20 protein-coding genes and 1 tRNA gene are annotated in these 19375 nt (G+C 59.0%); 11 read left to right on the top strand and 10 right to left on the bottom strand.

The annotated features are described in order from the left end of the window. The first annotated feature begins 194 nt into the window (after positions 1-194). A complete protein-coding gene (gene nadA, locus CFBP1590_RS19690) occupies positions 195-1253 on the top strand; it encodes a quinolinate synthase NadA (RefSeq protein WP_029241668.1) in 1059 nt (352 codons plus the stop codon). 77 nt (positions 1254-1330) lie between these two features. Here the strand turns inward: nadA and CFBP1590_RS19685 are convergent, their stop codons facing one another. Then, on the bottom strand, positions 1331-2764 hold the full coding sequence (locus tag CFBP1590_RS19685) for a M48 family metalloprotease (protein WP_004879198.1): 1434 nt from the start codon (positions 2762-2764) through the stop codon (positions 1331-1333). 140 nt (positions 2765-2904) lie between these two features. Here CFBP1590_RS19685 and CFBP1590_RS19680 point away from each other — a divergent pair, with 140 nt between their 5' ends. Both CFBP1590_RS19680 and CFBP1590_RS19675 read left to right on the top strand, forming a co-directional pair. Next, positions 2905-3156 carry a sulfurtransferase TusA family protein gene (locus CFBP1590_RS19680; RefSeq protein ID WP_004879200.1) on the top strand — a complete coding sequence of 84 codons (252 nt, stop codon included), beginning with the start codon at positions 2905-2907 and terminating at the stop codon, positions 3154-3156. A 30-nt stretch (positions 3157-3186) separates the two neighbouring features. Next, entirely contained in the window at positions 3187-4257 is a 1071-nt protein-coding gene (locus CFBP1590_RS19675; protein WP_069143922.1) for an AI-2E family transporter, read from the top strand. A 51-nt stretch (positions 4258-4308) separates the two neighbouring features. On the opposite strand, the gene CFBP1590_RS19670 is transcribed toward CFBP1590_RS19675, so the two are convergent. Together CFBP1590_RS19670 and CFBP1590_RS19665 are read right to left on the bottom strand one after the other, a co-directional pair. Next, a complete protein-coding gene (locus tag CFBP1590_RS19670; RefSeq protein WP_025994437.1) occupies positions 4309-4782 on the bottom strand; it encodes a peroxiredoxin in 474 nt (157 codons plus the stop codon). A gap of 9 nt (positions 4783-4791) precedes the next feature. Next, positions 4792-5355: a glycine cleavage system transcriptional repressor gene (locus tag CFBP1590_RS19665; RefSeq protein WP_004879204.1), complete on the bottom strand. Its 564-nt coding sequence runs from the start codon at positions 5353-5355 to the stop codon at positions 4792-4794. Between the two features lie 325 nt (positions 5356-5680). Between CFBP1590_RS19665 and dapA the strand changes: the two genes are divergently transcribed. The 7 genes from dapA to hepT all read left to right on the top strand — a co-directional run bounded on the left by dapA (position 5681) and on the right by hepT (position 10266). Further along, entirely contained in the window at positions 5681-6559 is an 879-nt protein-coding gene (dapA, locus tag CFBP1590_RS19660; protein WP_004879206.1) for a 4-hydroxy-tetrahydrodipicolinate synthase, read from the top strand. A gap of 18 nt (positions 6560-6577) precedes the next feature. Next, the gene (bamC, locus tag CFBP1590_RS19655) at positions 6578-7696 is read left to right on the top strand and encodes an NlpB/DapX family lipoprotein (protein ID WP_004879210.1); all 1119 of its coding nucleotides are present in this window, start codon (positions 6578-6580) and stop codon (positions 7694-7696) included. After that, positions 7697-8455 carry an MBL fold metallo-hydrolase gene (locus CFBP1590_RS19650; protein ID WP_004879212.1) on the top strand — a complete coding sequence of 253 codons (759 nt, stop codon included), beginning with the start codon at positions 7697-7699 and terminating at the stop codon, positions 8453-8455. It abuts the gene before it with no gap. A 28-nt stretch (positions 8456-8483) separates the two neighbouring features. Further along, positions 8484-9194 carry a phosphoribosylaminoimidazolesuccinocarboxamide synthase gene (gene purC, locus CFBP1590_RS19645; protein ID WP_088235778.1) on the top strand — a complete coding sequence of 237 codons (711 nt, stop codon included), beginning with the start codon at positions 8484-8486 and terminating at the stop codon, positions 9192-9194. Positions 9195-9286: 92 nt separating this feature from the next. Next, a tRNA-Ser gene (locus tag CFBP1590_RS19640) sits at positions 9287-9376 on the top strand. A gap of 85 nt (positions 9377-9461) precedes the next feature. After that, entirely contained in the window at positions 9462-9857 is a 396-nt protein-coding gene (gene mntA, locus CFBP1590_RS19635; RefSeq protein ID WP_029241667.1) for a type VII toxin-antitoxin system MntA family adenylyltransferase antitoxin, read from the top strand. Continuing rightward, positions 9847-10266, top strand: coding sequence for a type VII toxin-antitoxin system HepT family RNase toxin (gene hepT / locus CFBP1590_RS19630; protein WP_029241666.1), 420 nt, complete (start codon positions 9847-9849; stop codon positions 10264-10266). Before mntA ends, hepT begins: the two co-directional genes overlap by 11 nt. Positions 10267-10409: 143 nt before the next feature. On the opposite strand, the gene CFBP1590_RS19625 is transcribed toward hepT, so the two are convergent. The 6 genes from CFBP1590_RS19625 to xylA all read right to left on the bottom strand — a co-directional run bounded on the left by CFBP1590_RS19625 (position 10410) and on the right by xylA (position 16401). Further along, the gene (locus CFBP1590_RS19625; RefSeq protein WP_029241665.1) at positions 10410-10655 is read right to left on the bottom strand and encodes an acyl carrier protein; all 246 of its coding nucleotides are present in this window, start codon (positions 10653-10655) and stop codon (positions 10410-10412) included. Between the two features lie 63 nt (positions 10656-10718). Then, entirely contained in the window at positions 10719-10979 is a 261-nt protein-coding gene (locus tag CFBP1590_RS19620) for a hypothetical protein (RefSeq protein WP_029241664.1), read from the bottom strand. A gap of 142 nt (positions 10980-11121) precedes the next feature. Next, entirely contained in the window at positions 11122-12258 is a 1137-nt protein-coding gene (locus CFBP1590_RS19615) for a sugar ABC transporter permease (protein ID WP_058432013.1), read from the bottom strand. Continuing rightward, the gene (gene xylG / locus CFBP1590_RS19610; RefSeq protein WP_029241662.1) at positions 12259-13815 is read right to left on the bottom strand and encodes a D-xylose ABC transporter ATP-binding protein; all 1557 of its coding nucleotides are present in this window, start codon (positions 13813-13815) and stop codon (positions 12259-12261) included. Between the two features lie 98 nt (positions 13816-13913). Beyond that, positions 13914-14915 carry a D-xylose ABC transporter substrate-binding protein gene (gene xylF / locus CFBP1590_RS19605; RefSeq protein ID WP_025994916.1) on the bottom strand — a complete coding sequence of 334 codons (1002 nt, stop codon included), beginning with the start codon at positions 14913-14915 and terminating at the stop codon, positions 13914-13916. Between the two features lie 169 nt (positions 14916-15084). Further along, positions 15085-16401 (bottom strand): xylose isomerase, encoded by a 1317-nt coding sequence (gene xylA, locus CFBP1590_RS19600; protein WP_029241661.1) that lies wholly within the window; start codon positions 16399-16401, stop codon positions 15085-15087. A 164-nt stretch (positions 16402-16565) separates the two neighbouring features. Between xylA and CFBP1590_RS19595 the strand changes: the two genes are divergently transcribed. Continuing rightward, complete coding sequence (locus CFBP1590_RS19595; RefSeq protein WP_088235777.1) at positions 16566-17759, top strand: XylR family transcriptional regulator; 1194 nt, start codon at positions 16566-16568, stop codon at positions 17757-17759. A gap of 34 nt (positions 17760-17793) precedes the next feature. Here CFBP1590_RS19595 and CFBP1590_RS19590 read toward each other — a convergent pair whose 3' ends face one another. Beyond that, a complete protein-coding gene (locus tag CFBP1590_RS19590) occupies positions 17794-19164 on the bottom strand; it encodes a GntT/GntP/DsdX family permease (protein ID WP_088235776.1) in 1371 nt (456 codons plus the stop codon). Between the last annotated feature and the right edge of the window lie 211 nt (positions 19165-19375).

Genomic DNA, 19375 nt, shown 5'->3' with positions numbered 1-19375 from the left:
CATTCGGGCTGTTTTTAAAACTGCTGTTAAATCAGCTTTTTAAAGTTAGAATCGGCCCCGCCTTCACATGCAGGACTGCCGCCTGCGCAAAAGCCGGAAGGCCTCCTCACAATGAGCGCCGCCGGCTTTTTCAATGCCTGTCTTTCGGGTGTAAACTTGCCTTTCGCGCTCAAGCGCCCTCAGGTCCCGCGAACATGACACAGATTTCCGAACGCTTTCTGGTACAAGCGCATCTTGATGCCAAGCAGCCCAAGACGCTGAGCCCGGAAGAGCAGGCGCATTACCGCGCCGAAATCGCAGCCGAGCTCAAGAAGCAGGACGCGGTGCTGGTCGCTCACTATTACTGCGATCCAGTGATTCAGGCGCTGGCCGAGGAAACCGGCGGCTGTGTAGCTGACTCGCTGGAAATGGCGCGTTTCAGCAACAATCACAAAGCCAGTACCGTGCTGGTGGCTGGCGTGCGTTTCATGGGCGAGACGGCCAAGATCCTCAACCCGGAAAAGCGCGTGTTCATGCCGACGCTGGAAGCGACGTGCTCGCTGGATGTCGGTTGCCCGGTGGACGAGTTCTCGGCGTTCTGCGATCAGCATCCAGAGCGCACTGTAGTCGTCTACGCCAACACCTCGGCAGCGGTCAAAGCCCGTGCTGACTGGGTCGTGACCTCGGGCTGCGCTCTGGAAATCGTCGAGAGCCTGATGGACAACGGCGAGAAGATCATCTGGGCACCGGACAAGCACCTGGGTCGTTATATCCAGCGCGAAACCGGTGCCGACATGCTGCTCTGGGACGGAGCCTGTATCGTCCACGAGGAATTCAAATCCAAGCAGTTGGAAGATATGAAGGCGCTGTATCCCGAGGCGGCGATTCTGGTCCACCCCGAGTCGCCGGAAGCCGTCATCGAACTCGCTGACGTCGTGGGCTCGACCAGCCAGATGATCGCCGCCGCTCAACGCTTGCCGAACAAGACCTTCATCGTGGCCACGGACCGCGGCATCTTCTACAAGATGCAGCAGCTGTGCCCGGACAAGATCTTCATCGAAGCGCCAACGGCCGGTAATGGCGCGGCGTGCCGCAGTTGCGCGCACTGTCCGTGGATGGCGATGAACACCCTTGAACGCACGTTGCAGTGCCTGAGAGAGGGCTCCAACGAGATATTCGTCGATCCTGCAGTCATTCCCAATGCAGTGCGTCCTTTGCAGCGCATGCTGGATTTCACTCACGCAGCGCGCATGAGACAGGCGGGCAATGCCTGACAGGGCTGACAAACGCAAGCAAAAAGCCCGACTCGACTGTCGGGCTTTTCGTTTTCGGTACTGGTGTTACAGCGCAGTCAGTTCATCATTTCCTTGACCATGCGTTCCTGCTCGATCAGGTCCTTCTGCCGCGCATCGATGCGTGAAGCCAGCTGAAAGTTGTTGGCCGAGCGACGCTTGGCGAAATCGAGTTGCTGAATGGCCTGACGGAAGTCACCGACCAACGCGAAGTACTCGGCGCGAGCCTGATGCAGGCCCACCGTATTGCCATTCAAGCCACGAGTTTCGGCCACGACATACCAGATGTCCGGATCGTCGGGACGCGTCTTCAGCAGCGCCTCAAGGCTTTTTTCGGCTTCGGCGGTGCGGTTCTGCTTGAGCAACACGTCGATACGCACATCGTTGAGCGGGTAGTTGTTCGGGTAAAGCGTCAGCATGCGGTCGACCCGTTGCTGCGCGTCGGGCAGGCGGTTGTTGGTGATGTCCAGTTCGATCTGCGTCAGGTTGTAGGTGATGTCATTCGGTGACTTCTCCAGCAGTGGCTTGAGGCTCTCGCGGGCCTCATTGAGCTGGCCACCCTTGATCTGTGCGATGGCCAGGCCATAGCGCGCGGCTTCGGATTTCGGGTTTTCAACCAACTGGGCGCGGAAGCGTTTGGCGGCAATGCCGGGTGTTTCCTCATAGATCAACGCAACCCGTGCCCGCATCAGTTGATACAGCACGCTGTCTTCCTTGCCGCCCGGTTTGGCCTGTTCGGCGCGGTTGCGGGTATCGGCAATCCGCGATTCACTGACCGGGTGAGTCAGCAGAAACTCAGGCGGCCTGGCATCGAACCGATACTGACGCATCAGGCGCTCGAACATGGTCGGCATGTTGCGCGGGTCATAACCCGCCTTTTCCAGGTTGAGAATGCCGATACGGTCGGCCTCCTGCTCGTTCTGGCGTGAGAAACGGCGCTGTTCCTGGATGGCGGCAGCTTGTGAACCTGCAATGGCGGCGATACCTGCGTCACCGGCTCCTGCGGCAGCCATCACGATACCGGCCAGCATGGCGGCCATGACCGGCACCTGCATGCGCTGCTGTGCTTCGATGCCTCGGGCAAAGTGACGCTGCGACAAGTGGGCGAGTTCGTGAGCGAGCACCGAAGCGTATTCGCCTTCGGTCTGGGCATTGAGAAACAGACCGCCGTTGACGCCGATGATCCCGCCGGGTGCGGCGAAGGCGTTCAACTGGGGGCTGTTGATCAAAATGAATTCGAGGCGCCGGTCCTGGACTTGGCTGGTTTCGGCCAGGCGATAGACTGTCGTCTCGACGTAATCCTTGAGCTGCGGGTCCGACAGTTGGCTGACCTGGCCACGCAGCAGGCCCAGCCAGGCACGGCCCAGTTTGTGTTCCTGCTCGGGAGAAACGATGGAAGAACTCGCGTCGCCAAGGGATGGCAGGTCATCGGCCATGCTCGGTACGGAAAACAGGCAGGCGAGCGTGAGCAGTGTAGGACGCAAAAAATTCATGCACGGAGCTCTTTTCTGAAGAGCCTGTACTGTAGCTGGCTAAATGGCGTGCTGACCAGAGTGAGGTATTCTTGCTGGCTGGCCAGCGATGCCTTTCGCAGCCTGCTTTGTAATTCGATGTGTCTGCTAGGAGAGAAACGATGTCTGACCCAGTAGCGCGCCCCGAGGCGTGTGACGCCGAGCTTGATGCGAGCGGACTCAACTGTCCGTTGCCCCTGCTCAAGGCCAAGATGGAGCTCAACCGTCTGGCCAGTGGTGCCGTGCTGAAAGTCATCGCGACCGATGCCGGTTCCCAGCGTGATTTCCGTACGTTTGCCCGACTGGCTGGCCATGAACTTGTGCATGAAGAAGTGGAGGCGGGTGTCTATCGTTACTGGCTGCGCAAAGCCTGATTGCCGCGATTTTTTCGAAAAGGATGTTTGATGTTCAATGTGCTTCGCGGTTGGGTGCAGCGCTACTTCTCTGATGAAGAAGCCGTGGTGCTGGCTGTTCTTTTGTTCTTGGCGTTCACTCTGGTGCTCACGCTGGGCGGCATGCTGGCGCCAGTCCTGGCCGGGCTGGTCCTGGCGTTCCTGATGCAGGGCGTGGTCAATTTTCTGGAGCGCTTTCGCATTCCGGAGGTTGCCGCAGTAGGGTTCGTGTTCGCCCTGTTCATCGGCGCACTGCTGGTGTTCCTGCTGGTGCTGGTGCCACTGCTCTGGCACCAGCTCATTACGCTGTTCAACGAACTGCCGGGCATGCTCGCGAAATGGCAGTCCCTGCTGCTATTGCTACCGGAGCGCTATCCGCACCTGGTGTCCGACGAGCAGGTACTGCAGGCCATCGAGGTGGCGCGCGGCGAGATCGGCAAGTTCGGACAGCTGGCAGTCACCTTGTCCCTGTCGAGTCTGCCGCTGGTGGTCAACCTGATGATCTATCTGGTGCTGGTGCCCATTCTGGTGTTCTTCTTTCTCAAGGACCGCCGCATGATCGGGCGTTGGGCGCGGGGTTATCTGCCGCGCGAGCGGGCGCTGCTCACTCGCGTTGCCGAAGAAATGAATCGCCAGATCGCCAACTATATCCGTGGCAAGGTGATCGAGATCTTCATCTGTGGCGGCGTGACCTACATCGCGTTCGTCGCGCTGGGGCTCAATTACGCCGCGCTGCTGGCGATGCTGGTCGGTATTTCAGTGGTCGTGCCTTATGTGGGCGCGGTGGTGGTGACTGTGCCTGTAGCGCTGATCGGTCTGTTTCAGTGGGGTTGGGGTGATCAGTTCATCTACCTGATGATGGTGCACGGCATCATTCAGGCGCTGGATGGCAACGTGTTGGTGCCGCTGCTGTTCTCCGAGGCGGTCAACCTGCATCCGGTCGCGATCATCTGCGCCGTGCTGCTGTTCGGCGGTTTATGGGGCTTCTGGGGGATTTTCTTCGCGATCCCGCTGGCGACCCTGTTCAAGGCCGTCCTCGATGCCTGGCCGCGCAATGAGCCGACGGTGGCGCCATTGCTGTAGCGTCGGGCGAAGGTCGCTGCGGTGCATTGCGCGCCGCAGCGATGTGTCACATCAGGCCTTGTTCAGGGCTTCAGCCTGGGCCAGTACTTCGGCCACGTGGCCCGGCACTTTCACACCACGCCATTCCTGACGCAGCACGCCTTCCTTGTCGATCAGGAAGGTGCTGCGATCAACGCCAAGGTATTCCTTGCCGTACAGCTTCTTGAGCTTGATCACGTCGAACAGTTGGCAGACCGCCTCGTCCTTGTCCGAAATCAGCTCGAACGGGAACGATTGCTTGGCCTTGAAGTTTTCGTGGGTCTTCAGGCTGTCGCGGGACACGCCCAGTACGACGGTGTTGGCAGCCTGGAACTGCGCGATGTGATCGCGAAAGTCCTGGCCCTGCGTGGTGCAGCCCGGCGTGTTGTCTTTCGGATAGAAATAGATCACCACCTGCTGGCCCTTGAGCTCTGACAGGGTGACGGTCTGGCCGCTGGTGGCGGCTGCCTGGAAGTCGGGAACGGATTGATCTACTGCAACGGCCATGAGGATTCCTTACATCGGGGCTTGTGGGCGCCAGGGTTCGATCAGCGCGTCGAGATTCAGTGCGTCGGCAAAATCGAGGAACTGATCACGCAGCCAGCTGATTTGCGTGCCGGCAGGCAACGTGACGGTGAAGGTGGCGTTGAGCATGGTGCCGCCTGTCTGCGGGGCCTGATAGGTGTCGCAGATCAGGTTTTCCAGTTCGACGTTATGGTCGATAAAGAACTGGCACAGCTCATTGATGATGTCCGGGCGGTACGCCGAACTGACGTAGGCCACGTAGGGCAGGGCTTCCGGACGGCTCTCGGAGGTGGCGCTGCGCACGACGCTGATCGTGAACGCATGCTTCTTGGCAAGGCCCGGCAGGCCGGTCTCCAGGCGCGCCAGGGCATCCCAGCTGCCTGCAACCTGAAGGATCAGTGCGCTGCACTCGCCGTGGCGGGTCAGGCGCGAGGTAACCACCGAGCAGCGATTTTCATGGCTGGCTCGGCACAGGACGTTGGTCAGCTCCATGGGGTTTGCGCCAAGGGCACTGATGACAAGGAATTGTTCGCGAACTGTGGGGGTGGACGACATGCAGCATTCCTAGACGATGAGCGGTCGGTACTTTTTTGGTCTTGCGGGGCTTTTTCGACAATCGAGAGCGCGAGACACCGACCTGAGCCCCGGTGCGTCTGGCGTGCATGGCCTGGCCATGGCTGGGCTGGAACGCGCTGGGGCGGGGCTTCTGGCGACAAATTCGACCGATTGAGCGAGGTGCGCAGGTGACCAGTACCGATCAAAGGACGAAGGGTAGCGAAAACCATCGCTCAGGGGAATGCTCAGAGCGCGGTACTTCGCTTGTACAAGCATGATAGCGCCAGTACCATTACGGCTCTCTTTTTCCGGCAGGAGCGGTTGCATGATTGCGGGCAGTATGGTGGCACTGGTCACACCCATGGATGCACAAGGTCGTCTGGACTGGGACAGCCTGAGCAAACTGGTGGACTTCCACTTGCAAGAGGGCACCAACGCCATTGTTGCCGTCGGCACCACAGGCGAGTCGGCGACGCTTGATGTGAACGAACACATCGAAGTCATCCGTCGCGTGGTCGATCAGGTGGCTGGACGCATTCCGGTGATTGCCGGCACAGGCGCCAATTCGACGCGTGAAGCGGTCGAACTGACCACCAACGCCAAGACCGCAGGTGCCGACGCGTGCCTGCTGGTGACGCCTTACTACAACAAGCCGACCCAGGAAGGGCTGTTCCAGCATTTCAGCCATATCGCCAATGCGGTCGACATCCCGCAGATTCTCTACAACGTGCCGGGCCGTACTGCCTGCGACATGCTGCCAGAGACCGTGGTGCGCCTGTCTGCCGTGAAGAACATCATCGGCATCAAGGAAGCCACCGGTAACCTGCAGCGCGCCCGTGACATCCTGGCAGGCGTCAGCAGCGACTTCCTGGTCTACTCCGGCGACGACGCCACTGCCGTCGAATTGATGCTGCTGGGTGGAAAGGGCAATATCTCCGTCACCGCCAACGTTGCACCGCGCGCCATGAGCGATCTGTGCGCTGCGGCCATGCGTGGCGATGCCGAAGCGGCCCGTGCGATCCACGAAAAGCTGATGCCGCTCAACAACACACTGTTTATCGAATCCAACCCTATCCCCGTGAAGTGGGCGTTGCATGAAATGGGTCTGATGCCGGACGGTATCCGTCTGCCGCTCACCTGGCTCAGCGAAGCCTGTCACGAACCGCTGCGACAGGCCATGCGCCAGTCCGGCGTCCTGGTTTAATTGAGGAAGTACTACGCAATGAAGCGATTGGCCGGACTTTCTGCACTTGCCTTGATTATCTCCAGCACCAGCGGTTGCGGTTGGCTCTGGGGCGAAGACGGTTATTTCCGTGATCGCGGCAGTGATTACCTTCAAGCGTCCCAGACAGCACCGATGCAGGTGCCTGCGGACGTCTCCGGCGTCAAGCGCCTTGACCCGCTGCTGCCGATCCCGCGCAACGTCGCCGACAGCACGCAGAAAGACGGCGAATACGTCGTTCCGCGTCCGTTGCCGTTGGGAACTGCCTCCGAGTCGAGCGACTTCAGTCTGCAGAAGAGCGGCGACGCTCACTGGATTCTGGCTCAGCGCCAGCCTGCCGAAGTTTGGCCGGTTGCCCACCAATACTTCGAAGACAACGGTTTCCGCATCGCTGAAGAGCGTCCGCAGACCGGTGAATTCAGCTCATCCTGGCAGCGCCTCGACGAACTGTCCGCTTCAGTGGCCAAGCGCCTGACTGCAAGTGGCGTGTCGGCCGACTCGGAAACCCGCGTGCGGGTCCGTATCGAACCGGGCGTACAGCGCAATACCAGTGAAGTCTATGTGGTCAGCGTAGAGCGCCCTGCAGGCAGCACTTCTGATGTGGCGTTCCCGAATCGCACCACCAACCTGGGTCTGGATGCAGCGCTGACCGACGATCTGCTGGCCAGCATGAGCCGCAACGCCGAGAAGGGCGGTTCCATCTCCCTGCTGGCAGCGCGTGACTTCGACACCCCGAGCCGTGTCGCCCTGAGCGAAGACGGCAGCGGCAACCCGGTCCTGAACCTGGGTGCCGATCTGGATCGTGCATGGTCGAGTGTCGGCCGTGCGCTGGATCAGGGTGACTGGCGTGTCGAAGACATCAACCGCAGCCTGGGCCTGTACTACATCAACCTCGCAGAGAAGGCCCAGAAGCCTGAAAACGAGCCTGGCTTCTTCGGCCGCATGTTCGGCAGCAAGAGCAGCAAGGAAGAGATCGATGCACGTGCCGAGCGCTATCAGGTTCGCCTGAGCAAGGTGGGTGACAACGTTCAGGTCACGGTCGAGAAGAACATCAATACCGTTGCGCCGGCAGATGTTGCCCGCCGCGTATTGAGCGTTATTCAAGACAACCTGGGTTAAGTGCGCTTCGCGGTTCTGGGCAGCGGCAGCCGGGGCAACGGCACGCTGGTCGCAAGCAACGATACGTACGTGTTGGTCGATTGCGGTTTCTCCCTGCGGGAAACCGAGCGACGCCTGGCTCGCCTGGGTGTCGCAGGCGAGCAACTGAGCGCCATTCTGGTGACCCACGAACATGCCGATCACGTGCATGGCGTGGGTTTGCTGTCTCGGCGTTACAATTTGCCGGTCTACCTCAGTGGCGGCACCTTGCGCGGGATGCGCAAGCCGGTCGAGGCGGCCGGATTGCTCACCGGTGGCGAGCGATTGCAGGTCGGCGCGCTGGACATCGATGTGGTGTCTGTCTCGCACGATGCGCTCGAACCCACGCAGTTCGTCTTCAATGACGGTCGACGCCGCTTTGGTCTGTTGACCGATCTGGGGTCGTATTGCCCGAACGTGCTGCAGCGTTATCACGGCCTGGATGCCTTGATGATCGAAGCCAACCACTGCCGCGACATGCTTGCCCGAGGCCACTACCCGGTCTTTCTCAAGCAGCGCGTAGGCTGTGAAACAGGACATTTGAACAACCATCAGGCCGCCAACCTGGTGAGCGAACTGGGATGGCAGAGCTTGCAGCACCTCGTGCTGGCTCATCTCAGCAGCAAGAACAACCTGCCGCATCTGGCCCGGCAATGTTTTGTCGACACCCTCGGGTGCGACCCGGACTGGCTGCAACTGGCCGATCAAGATTCAGGGCTCGACTGGCGACACATCGCCTAGCCCAACTACTTAGCAAGCGGAGCCCATCATGGAAAAACGTGAAGAACTCTACCGCGGCAAAGCCAAATCGGTTTACAAGACCGACGACGCTGACCGCTTGATCCTGCTGTTCCGTAACGACACCTCGGCGTTCGACGGCAAGCGCATCGAACAGCTGGACCGCAAAGGCATGGTGAACAACAAGTTCAACGCCTTCATCATGCAGAAGCTGGAAGAAGCGGGCGTTCCGACCCAATTCGACAAACTGCTGGGCGACAACGAGTGCCTGGTCAAGAAACTGGACATGATCCCGGTCGAGTGCGTTGTGCGTAACTACGCTGCTGGCAGCCTGGTCAAGCGCCTGGGCATCGAAGAGGGCACTAAGCTCGATCCGTACACCTTCGAACTGTTCCTCAAGGACGACGCCAAGGGCGACCCGTTCATCAACGAATCCCACGTCGTGGCATTCGGCTGGGGCACCGCCGAGCAACTGGTCCGCATGAAAGAGCTGTCCCTCAAGGTCAACGAAGTCCTGCAGAAGCTGTTCGACGACGCAGGCCTGCTGCTGGTCGACTTCAAGCTTGAATTCGGTGTGTTCCACGGCGAAATCGTTCTGGGCGACGAATTCAGCCCCGATGGCTGCCGCCTGTGGGACAAGGACACACGCAAGAAAATGGACAAGGACCGCTTCCGCCAGGGCCTCGGTGAAGTCATCGAAGCCTACGAAGAAGTCGCCAACCGTCTGGGCGTACCGCTTTAAGCTGCAAAAACGACGCAAGCGTTTGATAGCACGAAAAAAAATGGCCTTAGGGCTTCGCGTTACGTCTCGATGCTGTTATGATGCGCGCCGTTGGAGAGATGCCAGAGTGGCCGAATGGGACGGATTCGAAATCCGTTGTACCTTCACCGGTACCTAGGGTTCGAATCCCTATCTCTCCGCCATATACTAAAGCCCCAGAAGCGATGCTTCTGGGGCTTTTTCGTTTCCGGTCTGTTAAGTTCTGAACCTATTCCCGAGAGGCGACAGATGGATTTCCAGCATGTTCTGACACACCTCAAGGCCCGATTGCCAGGTCTGATTGCGATTTACCTGTTCGGTAGTCAGGCTGACGGCCATGCGAATTCCGAAAGCGATCTGGATCTGGCTGTGCTCGTGTCAGGTGTGCTGGACACGGTCGAGCTTTGGCATCTGTCGGGAGAAATTGCAGACATCGTCAATCTGTCTGTCGATTTGGTCGATCTGCGTGCAGCATCTACCGTCATGCAATATCAGATTATTACCAAAGGTCAGCGCCTTTGGGCCAGGAATGAATCGGCAGGAATATTCGAAGCATTTGTGCTCAGCGAAAAGACCTCACTGGACGCCTCAAGAGCGGGCCTCATCGAGGATATTCAAGCAAAAGGGATTGTTTATGGTCGATGATGTGCTGGTCAATAAGGCGGCTTCTATCGAACGCTGCGTGGCGAGAGTGCGTGAGGAGTACGAGAAAGATCCTGACACTTTCGCGTTCGATTTTACGCGTCAGGATGCTGCCATTCTTAACATCCAACGTGCTTGTGAAGCGGCCTTGGACATGGGCCAGCACTTGATTCGGCGCGAGGGCCTTGGTGTGCCGCAGAGCGCTCGGGATGTATTTGAATTACTCCATCGCGGAGGCTGGCTTGAAGCGTCATTGCTGCCAGTGATGAAAAACATGGTGGGTTTTCGAAACATAGCGGTGCATGAGTACCAGACGCTGCAACTGCCGATCATGGTGGCGATCATTATGCAGCATCTGGGCGACTTTGTTCTTTTCAGTTCGGCGATTCTTCGTCGCGATACGGCTGGCTGAGCCGATAGCCGCTTCCTTTCCAGATTCATTACTCGGGTGGTGCTAGCTTGGCTGCCTGTGATCCGGATCGAGAGACGCATGTTTCGTGCCTGCACAGCTGTTGAAGTCAAACTTTCAAGAAGGTAATGGTGTAGGTATATTTTTTATTCAGGGTTTTTATCGCTTACCCTATTAGCGATTTTGCCTAATGTGGTAGCGCCATCAATCTCGTCGTCGGGTAGCTCGATGTTGAACTCTTCTTCCAAAGCCATGATGATGTCGGGAATGTCGAGCGATTCTGCTCCTAGATCAGATGAAAGGCTCTGATGCTCTGCGAGCGTTGATGCGTCAACGGAGAGTTGGTGTGCTATTATCTTTTTTATGCGGTTTTCAATATCTTCCTTTTTCATGGGCTTTCTCTTCTTCCTATAATCACGCACATTTTTATAGGCTTGCTAGGTCTAGCAAAGCTGTTACTGGGTTTGCGTGTTTTTTATTATGTGGTCTATTGCGTCGTCAACTGTTTTTACGTCCCAGTCCCAATTCCAAAGCTCAGTGTTTTCGTTGACGAGTCCGAAGCGTTCGATAACTTTAGATAAGAAGGTAAATATATCTATGCCGTTTTCGTTTGCAAAGTTTTTGAGTGAACGTTTGAATGAGTCAGCCCGAAGAGGATGGCCAAAATATTCTTTCGATAGGCTTTGTAGCTCAGCTTTAACAGTTTCACTGTCCATGACGATCTCCTTGTTTAGGTAATCATGGACTTATGCTCAACCTCTCCAAGCGAGTTTTCAACTATCAGAATCAATAGGTTCGCCACTCTGTAAATGCTGGATATTCAGCTACTTCAATGTGCCTTAAAACATTACCCATCCCTCACCGCCGCCCCGTCCGCGTACTCACATCCACCCAGACCGCCAGCACCAGAATGCTGCCTTTCACGATCATCTGCCAGTAACTGTCCACATCCAGCATGGACATGCCGTTGTCCAGACTCGTGATCACCAGTGCCCCCAGCAGTGCGCCGTAGACTGTGCCGGAGCCGCCGCGCATGGAGGTGCCGCCGATGAAGCAGGCGGCGATGGCGTCGAGTTCGCCCATGTTGCCGGCCGACGGCGATCCTGCTGCGAGGCGGGCGGTGTTGACCATGCCGGCGAGGGCGCACATGACGCCCATGATGCCGAAGATCCACAGTTTGACGGCTTGTACGTTGATGCCGGACAGGCGTGTGGCTTCCATGTTGCTGCCCACCGAATAGACGCGGCGGCCGAACACGGTCTGGCTGGTGACGTAGCTGAATACGCCCAGCAGGACCAGCAGAAGCAGCACGGGCACCGGAATGCCGTCGTAGCTGTTGAGGGTGTAGACAAAGCCTGCCACCACGGCGCCGATCAGCACGACGCGGGTGGCGTCACGAGCCATGGAGTGGGCGGCCAGGCCGTGCAGGGCGCGGTTGCGGCGTTGTCGCCAGGTGAGGAACAGGGTGAGGGCGAAGAGGACGATGCCCAGGCCGGTGCCGACCGCATGCGGCAGGTAGCCCTGGCCGACGTATACCAGCTCCGGCGAGACTGGCGCGATGGTGGTGCCGCCGGTGATGCCCAGCAGAATGCCGCGGAACGCCAGCATGCCGCCCAGGCCGACGATGAACGACGGGATGCGCAGGTAGGCGGTCATGTAGCCGTTTGCCAGGCCGATCATCAGTCCGCACAGGGCGACGATGCTCAGGTTGGCGAGCAGCGGTATGTGGTAGATCACGTCGAGAATCGCCGCCAGGCCGCCCAGCAGGCCGAGCAATGAGCCTACCGACAGGTCGATCTCGCCGCTGATGATTACCAGCACCATGCCGCAGGCGAGGATGCCGGTGATCGACATTTGCCGCAGCAGGTTGGACAGGTTGCGCGGGGTCAGAAAGCCGCCTTCGGTCTGCCAGCTGAAGAACAGCCAGATGATCGCCACGGCGATGACCAGTGCGAGCATTTTGTAGCGGGAAAAGAGCTGTTTGACCTGATTCATCTACGCGGTCTTCCGATCATTATTGTTATGGCCATCGGGATGGCTGAGCGCGGCGGCGAGCACCTGTTCCTGGGTGAGATCCTGATTGATGAAGTCGCCGCGCAACTGACCTTCGCCGATCACCAGCACGCGGTCGGAGACGCCCAGCACTTCGGCCAGCTCCGAGGACACCATGATGATCGACACACCAGCAGCTGCCAGCGCGCCCATCAGTTTGTAGATCTCGTATTTGGCTCCGACATCGACGCCTCGGGTCGGCTCATCAAGAATCAGCACGCGCGGCTTGGTGAGCAGCATCTTGGCCAGCACGGCCTTCTGCTGATTGCCACCGGACAGGCTGGTGATCGGCAGGAACGGGCTCGCGGTCTTGAGGTGCATGCGCGAGATTTCCCGGTCGATGCTGCCCAGTTCGGCTTCAGCATCGATGCGGGTCATCTTCGAGTAGCTGTCCAGCACGGCGAGGGTGATGTTCTGGCCCACGCCAAGGTCCGGAATGATGCCCTGACGCTTGCGGTCTTCGGGGACCATGCACAGCCCGGCGCGGATCGATTTGAGCGGCGTGCGCGTGTCGATCTGCCGCCCCTCAAGCCAGACCTCGCCTTCGTAGCGACCGGGATAGGCACCGAACAGCGCAGAGACCAGTTCCGTGCGTCCGGCACCGACCAGCCCGGCAATGCCCAGAATCTCGCCCCGCTTGAGCACGAATGAGATGTCGTCTACACGTTTGCGCTTCGGGTTGTCGACGTCGTAGCAGGTGAAGTGGCGCGCTTCGAACATCACTTCGCCCACGTCGTGCGGTTCGGTGGGGTAGAGGTTGCTCATTTCCCGGCCGACCATCTGGGTGATGATCTTCGGGATGTCCATGTCGGCCATCGCGGTGGTGGCGATGTGTTTGCCGTCGCGAATCACCGAAATGGTGTCGCATACCGCAGCGACTTCATCGAGCTTATGGGAGATATAAACGCACGCCACGCCCTTGGCCTTGAGGTCGCGAATGATGTCCAGCAGCACCTCGATTTCCGAGCGTGTCAGGGCCGAGGAGGGCTCGTCCAGGATAAGCAGCCGCGCCTGTTTGTTCAGCGCCTTGGCGATCTCCACCAGTTGCTGGTAGCCGCCACCGTACTGTGACACCGGCAGCGCCACGTTCATGTCCGGCACTTTCAGTTCACGCATCAGGGCTTCGGCGCGATGGATCATCGCCGGGTAGTTCATGCGCCCGCCGCGCAGGGTCAGTTCGTGACCCATGAAGATGTTTTCGGCCACCGACAGGTCAGGCACCAGCGTCAGTTCCTGATGGATGATGACGATGCCTGCGGCTTCCGTTTCGCTGATCGATTGCGCCTTGAGCGGCTGGCCGTCCCAGAGGATTTCACCTTCCCAGGTGCCGTAGGGATAAACCGCTGACAGGACTTTCATCAGCGTGGATTTACCGGCACCGTTTTCGCCGCACAGACCCACGCACTCACCGGCGCGGACCTTGATGTCGATGCCGTTCAGGGCTTTGACGCCGTCGAAAGTTTTGACGATGCCGTTCATTTGCAGCAGATAATCGGACATGGCGAGGCACTCACACAGAGGCAACACAAGACGTATCGCAGGACAGGTCTCATCCGGTCCTGCGGTTCATCCTCAGGCGTTCAAGCGAGCCTGATCGGTCATTGCCCGGCGATCTGCGCCTTGGTGTAGAAGCCGTCCTTTTCCAGCAAGTCGATGTTGTCTTTGGTCAACGGGGTAGGCGTGAGCAGTATGGTGTCGACCTTCTTGTTGCCGTTGTCGTACTGCGAGCTGTAGGTCGGTTTTTCGTTGCGTGCCAGTTGCACCGAGAGTTTGGCGGCTTCCGAGGCGATCAGTTTGAGCGGCTTGTAAACGGTCATGGTCTGGGTGCCGTCGATCACACGCTTGACCGCAGCCAGGTCGGCGTCCTGACCGGAGATAGGTACCTTGCCCGCCAGTTTCTGCGCAGCAAGGGCCTGAATCGCGCCGCCCGCTGTGGCGTCGTTGGAGGCGACGATGCCGTCGATCTTGTTGTTGTTACGGGTCAGGGCGTTTTCGACGATGGCGAGGGCTTCGGTCGGGTTCCATTCCTTGACCCACTGCTGGCCGACAATCTTGATGTCGCCCTTGTCGATGGCCGGTTGCAGCACTTTCATCTGGCCTTCGCGCAGGATCTTGGCGTTGTTGTCGGTGGGCGCGCCGCCGAGCAGGAAGTAGTTGCCCTTCGGCGCAGCTTGCAGAACACCGTTGGCCTGCATCTCGCCGACCTTTTCGTTATCGAAAGAGATGTAGGCATCGATGTCGGCGTTGAGGATCAGTCGGTCGTAGGACACCACCTTGATTCCGGCTTTCTTGGCCTCGGCGACGGCGTTGGTCAGCACGGTGGCGTTGAAGGGCACGATGACGATCACATCGACGCCGCGGGAAATAAGGTTTTCGATCTGCGAAATCTGCTTCTGCTCATTGGCGTCTGCGGATTGCACATAGACCTTGGCGTTCATCTTTTCCGCTGCCGCAACGAAATAGTCACGGTCCCGGGACCAGCGTTCAAGGCGCAGGTCGTCGATGGAAAAACCGATTTTCGGATTGGCGGAATCGGCCATGGCCGGAAGCGAGAGCAGGGCCAGCGCACTGGCGAGTAACGTGAGCCGTAGTTTTTTCATGGTGGTGCGTCCTTTTATTGTTGTTTGAAAGACACTGCATGACGTGGAGCAGGTTGCCGGTAAAACTGTAGAGAGTTGCGAGGCGCTGCGAGCAGAGATTTGTCGCGAGAATGTAACCGCTTCGCCGGGCCTGCAGCTCTCTCCAAAGTCTAGCCATTACAGCGTTTGATCAGCGGTAGATGAACCGATTGACCACGTTTTCGAGCATCTCCTGTCGACCGCTGACCGCCTGAGGATTCAGTTCGTCGGCAAACGCTTTCTGGGCCAGCGACTCCAGGCTGAAATCGCCCGCCAGCACAGCTTTGCCAAACGGCTGCTGCCAGCCCGCGTAACGTTGATCCTTGAATTTCTGAAGCTGGTCGTTCTGCACCATCGCGGCTGCACGCTCCAGTGACAGGGCCAGGACATCCATGGCCGCGATATGGCCGTGGAACAGATCAACTTCATCCAGGCTCTGGCGACGAACCTTGGAGTCGAAGTTGAAGCCGCCATTCTTGAAGCCGCCTGCTTTCAGAATCTCGTACGTGGCGAGGGTCATTTCTTCGACACTGTTTGGAAACTGGTCCGTGTCCCAACCGTTCTGCGGATCGCCGCGGTTGGCGTCGATGCTGCCGAAGATGCCGAGCGAGACCGCCGTGGCAATTTCGTGGTGGAAGCTATGCCCGGCGAGGGTGGCGTGGTTGGCTTCGATGTTGACCTTGATCTCGTTCTCCAGACCGAACTGCTGCAGGAAACCGAAAACCGTGGCGCTGTCGTAATCGTATTGATGCTTGGTCGGCTCCTGCGGCTTGGGTTCGATCAGCAGATCGCCCTTGAAACCGATCTTGTGCTTGTGCTCGACCACCATGCGCATGAAGCGGCCCAGTTGTTCACGTTCCTGTTTCAAGTCGGTGTTGAGCAGGGTTTCGTAGCCTTCGCGGCCGCCCCACAGTACGTAGTTCGAGCCTTTGAGGCGCTGGGTGGCGTTCATGGCGCTGAACACTTGAGCGGCGGCGAAGGCGAACACTTCAGGGTTCGGGTTGCTGGCGGCACCGGCGGCAAAGCGTGGGTTGCTGAAACAGTTGGCCGTGCCCCACAGCAGTTTGATGCCGGTCTCTTCCTGATGGCGCTCCAGGTGATCGATCATCTGCGCGAAGTTGTTGCGGTACTCCTTCAGCGAGCCGCCTTCCGGCGCCACGTCAGTGTCGTGGAAACAGTAGTAGTCGATGCCCAGCTTGGAGAAGAACTCGAAAGCCGCTTCAGCCTTGCCGATGGCTTGCTCCATCGGACCTGCGGCGTGCTGCCAGGGGCGCTTGAAGGTGCCTGCACCAAACACATCCGAGCCTGGCCAGACGAATGTATGCCAATAGCAGACGGCCATACGCAGGTGCTCGCGCATGGGTTTGCCGAGGATCAGCTTGTCGGCGTCGTAGTGTTGGAAAGCAAAGGGCGAATCGCTGGCAGGACCTTCATAAACGATCCTGTCGACAGTGGGGAAGTACGACATGGGCGTGTTCCTTATTGTTCTTGGCGGTTTCCCGATACTAGCAACGGCTCTGTCGCCATTGATTATGAAAGTCACCAACAGGCAGTGCGATTTTGAGTTGAGATATGGCGACCACGCGCCTAGTCTTCAGCTCACGGCTCCGCTACCGGATCACTATAAAAACAATGAAAACTATCCCTCCTGTTCATCGCATCGCGCTGTTATTCAATGGCAGCAAGATCTACGACCGCGGCATCATCAGTGGCATCGGCAATTACCTGAGCAGCACCCGTGCATCCTGGGACCTTTTCCTTGAGGAGGACTTCCTTTGTCGTCTGCGCGGTATCGAGCGCTGGCAGGGTGACGGGATCATTGCCGACTTCGACGACCCGCAGATTGGCGAGGCTCTGGCCGGTATCAAGTTGCCTGTCGTGGCCGTGGGCGGCAGTTATCAGGACGCCAGAGCGTATCCGAAGGGGATTCCTTACGTCGCGACCGACAATGACGCGCTGATGAAGCTGGCGTACGAGCACTTGATAGAAGCGGGGCTGACCCGTTTCGCCTGCTTCAGCCTGCCGGAGTCACAGGCCAATCGCTGGGCGCAGGAGCGTGAGAAGGCGTTTCGCAGGCTGCTGCAGCGCGACGGGCTGCACGTCGATATCTATCGTGGCATGGGCACCAGCGCGCCGCTCTGGGACAGCGCCGTCGAGCAGCAGATCGCCTGGCTGCAAAGCCTGCCCAAGCCGATTGGCATCATCGCGGTCAGTGATGCCCGCGCCCGGCAGTTGCTGCAAGCTTGCCTGACGGCTGGCATTGCCGTGCCGGAGCAGGTGGCGCTGATCGGCATCGACAACGATCCGCTGACCCGCACCCTGACCCGAGTGCCACTGAGTTCGGTGATCCAGGGCACCGAAACCATGGGCCGGACGGCTGCGCACCTGCTGCATCAAATGCTGCACGGCATGCCGTCCGCCGGGACGCAGATTCTGATACCGCCCGATGCGATCAATGTTCAGGCTTCAAGCCTGCACCAACCGTTGGGCGATCCGTATGTGATGCAGGCGCTGCTGTTCATCCGCCAGTACGCGTGCCAAGGCATCAAGACTGCGCAGGTGGCAGCCTATGTCGGAATTTCGCGCTCTTCGCTGGAGTCGCACTTTCGCAAGGTGCGGGGCTGCAGCGTCCACGACGAAATCCTGCGCTTCAAGCTCGCAGCAGCGGCCAGCGGTCTGGAGAATACCGATTCAGCCATCGCCGACATTGCCCGCGATTGCGGCTTCACCTCGGCGCAGTACCTGCACACCGTGTTCCGTCGCGAGTTCGGTTGCACGCCCAGGGAATATCAGCAGGGTGGGAGTGAAAGGCTGGTGTCCGTCTGACATGGCACAAGCTGAGCGGTCATACCGTCATCTCTTACGTCAGCCAATACCACAGCAGCGACGTGCCCACCAGTCCGACCACCGAGACGATGGTCTGCAGCACCGACCAGACCCACAGCGTCTGTTTCAGCTGCAGGCCGAAGTATTCGCGGACCATCCAGAAGCCTGCATCGTTGACGTGGCAGAAGAACACCGAGCCTGCGCCGATCACCAGCGCTACCAGGGATGCCTCGGCCGGTGCCAGACCAGCCATCATCGGAGCCAGGATGCCTGCTGTCGTAGTCGTCGCCACGGTGGCAGAACCGGTGGCCTGACGCAGCGCTACGGCAATCAGCCAGGCCAGCAGCAGATACGGCATGTGCGCGCCTTCGGCCACCTTGCTGATGGTCTGGCTGACACCGGCATCCAGCAGCGTTTGCTTCAGGCCGCCACCGGCACCGATGGTCAGCAGCAACACGGCAATCGGCGCCAGGCTTTTGCGCAAGGTGCCGCCGACGTGTTCACAAGAAAGACCATTGGCCCAGCCCAGGCACACGGTTGCCGCCAGCACGGCGATGCTCAGTGCAACCAGCGGTTCACCGAGAAATTTCAAGGTCAGCGCAACGCTGCTTTCGGGCTCCATCGCCACTTTGGCCAGTGTGCTGCCCAGCATCAGAATCACCGGCAACAGAATGATCAGCAACGACGTGCCAAAGCCTGGCTGGCGGCTGACGTCAGGCTTGGCGCTGAACAGCTTGCCCAGATCGGCAGGCTCTTCGATGTGCATGCGTTTTGACAGCCAGTTACCGTAAAGGGGCCCTGCAAGAATGACTGCGGGAATCGCGACGCAAAGCCCCAGCAGCATGGTCAGCCCCAGATCGGCGTGCAGCGCACTGACCGCGATCAGCGGACCGGGATGGGGAGGCATCAGCGCGTGCAGCGTCGTCATACCGGCCAGCGCCGGGATGGCGATCTTCAGCAATGGCTGACCCGACTGGCGCGCCATGACGAAGATGATCGGCACCATCATCACCAGGCCGACTTCGAAGAACAGCGGCAGGCCGATGACCATCGCCACCACAGCCATGACCCACGGCAGCATCTTGCCCTTGCCCAGGCCTAGCAGGGTAGATGCGATGCGGTCCGCAGCCCCGGACTCGGCCATCAGTGCGCCGAGCATGGCACCCAGGGCGATGATGATGCCGGCCTCGCCCAAAATACCACCCGCGCCCTTGCTAAACGCTTTGGCGACGGCTTCGGCGGGCAGCCCTGCGCCTATCCCGGCGATGAACGTACCGACCAGAATCGACAGAAAAGGCGGGAGTTTGGTGGCGCTGATCAACACGATGATCGTAGCGATTGCAATCAGGCAGCAGACAATCAGACGGGTGTCGTGAAACACCCAGGCAGCAGACGACAGATCCAACGCGGACCCCCTTATCAATCGGTTTCTATACGGGTTCTGGCCAAGGCTTGCCTGGCGGGTATTGATACAATTTGTTGCAATTTATCAAACGATACCCGAATGCGGCGTTGTGTCGCAGTTAATTTTTCACAGGTTTTGGCTGAAGTCGCGGTTGTGCAATGGCAGGAAAATCGAGTGTCGAGACTGTCTTGATGTAATTTCCCAACTCGCC

The organism is Pseudomonas viridiflava, assembly GCF_900184295.1.
Classification (GTDB): domain Bacteria; phylum Pseudomonadota; class Gammaproteobacteria; order Pseudomonadales; family Pseudomonadaceae; genus Aquipseudomonas; species Aquipseudomonas viridiflava.
The sequence above is the reverse complement of the archived record's forward strand: the minus strand, read 5'-3'. Positions and strand labels throughout refer to the sequence as shown.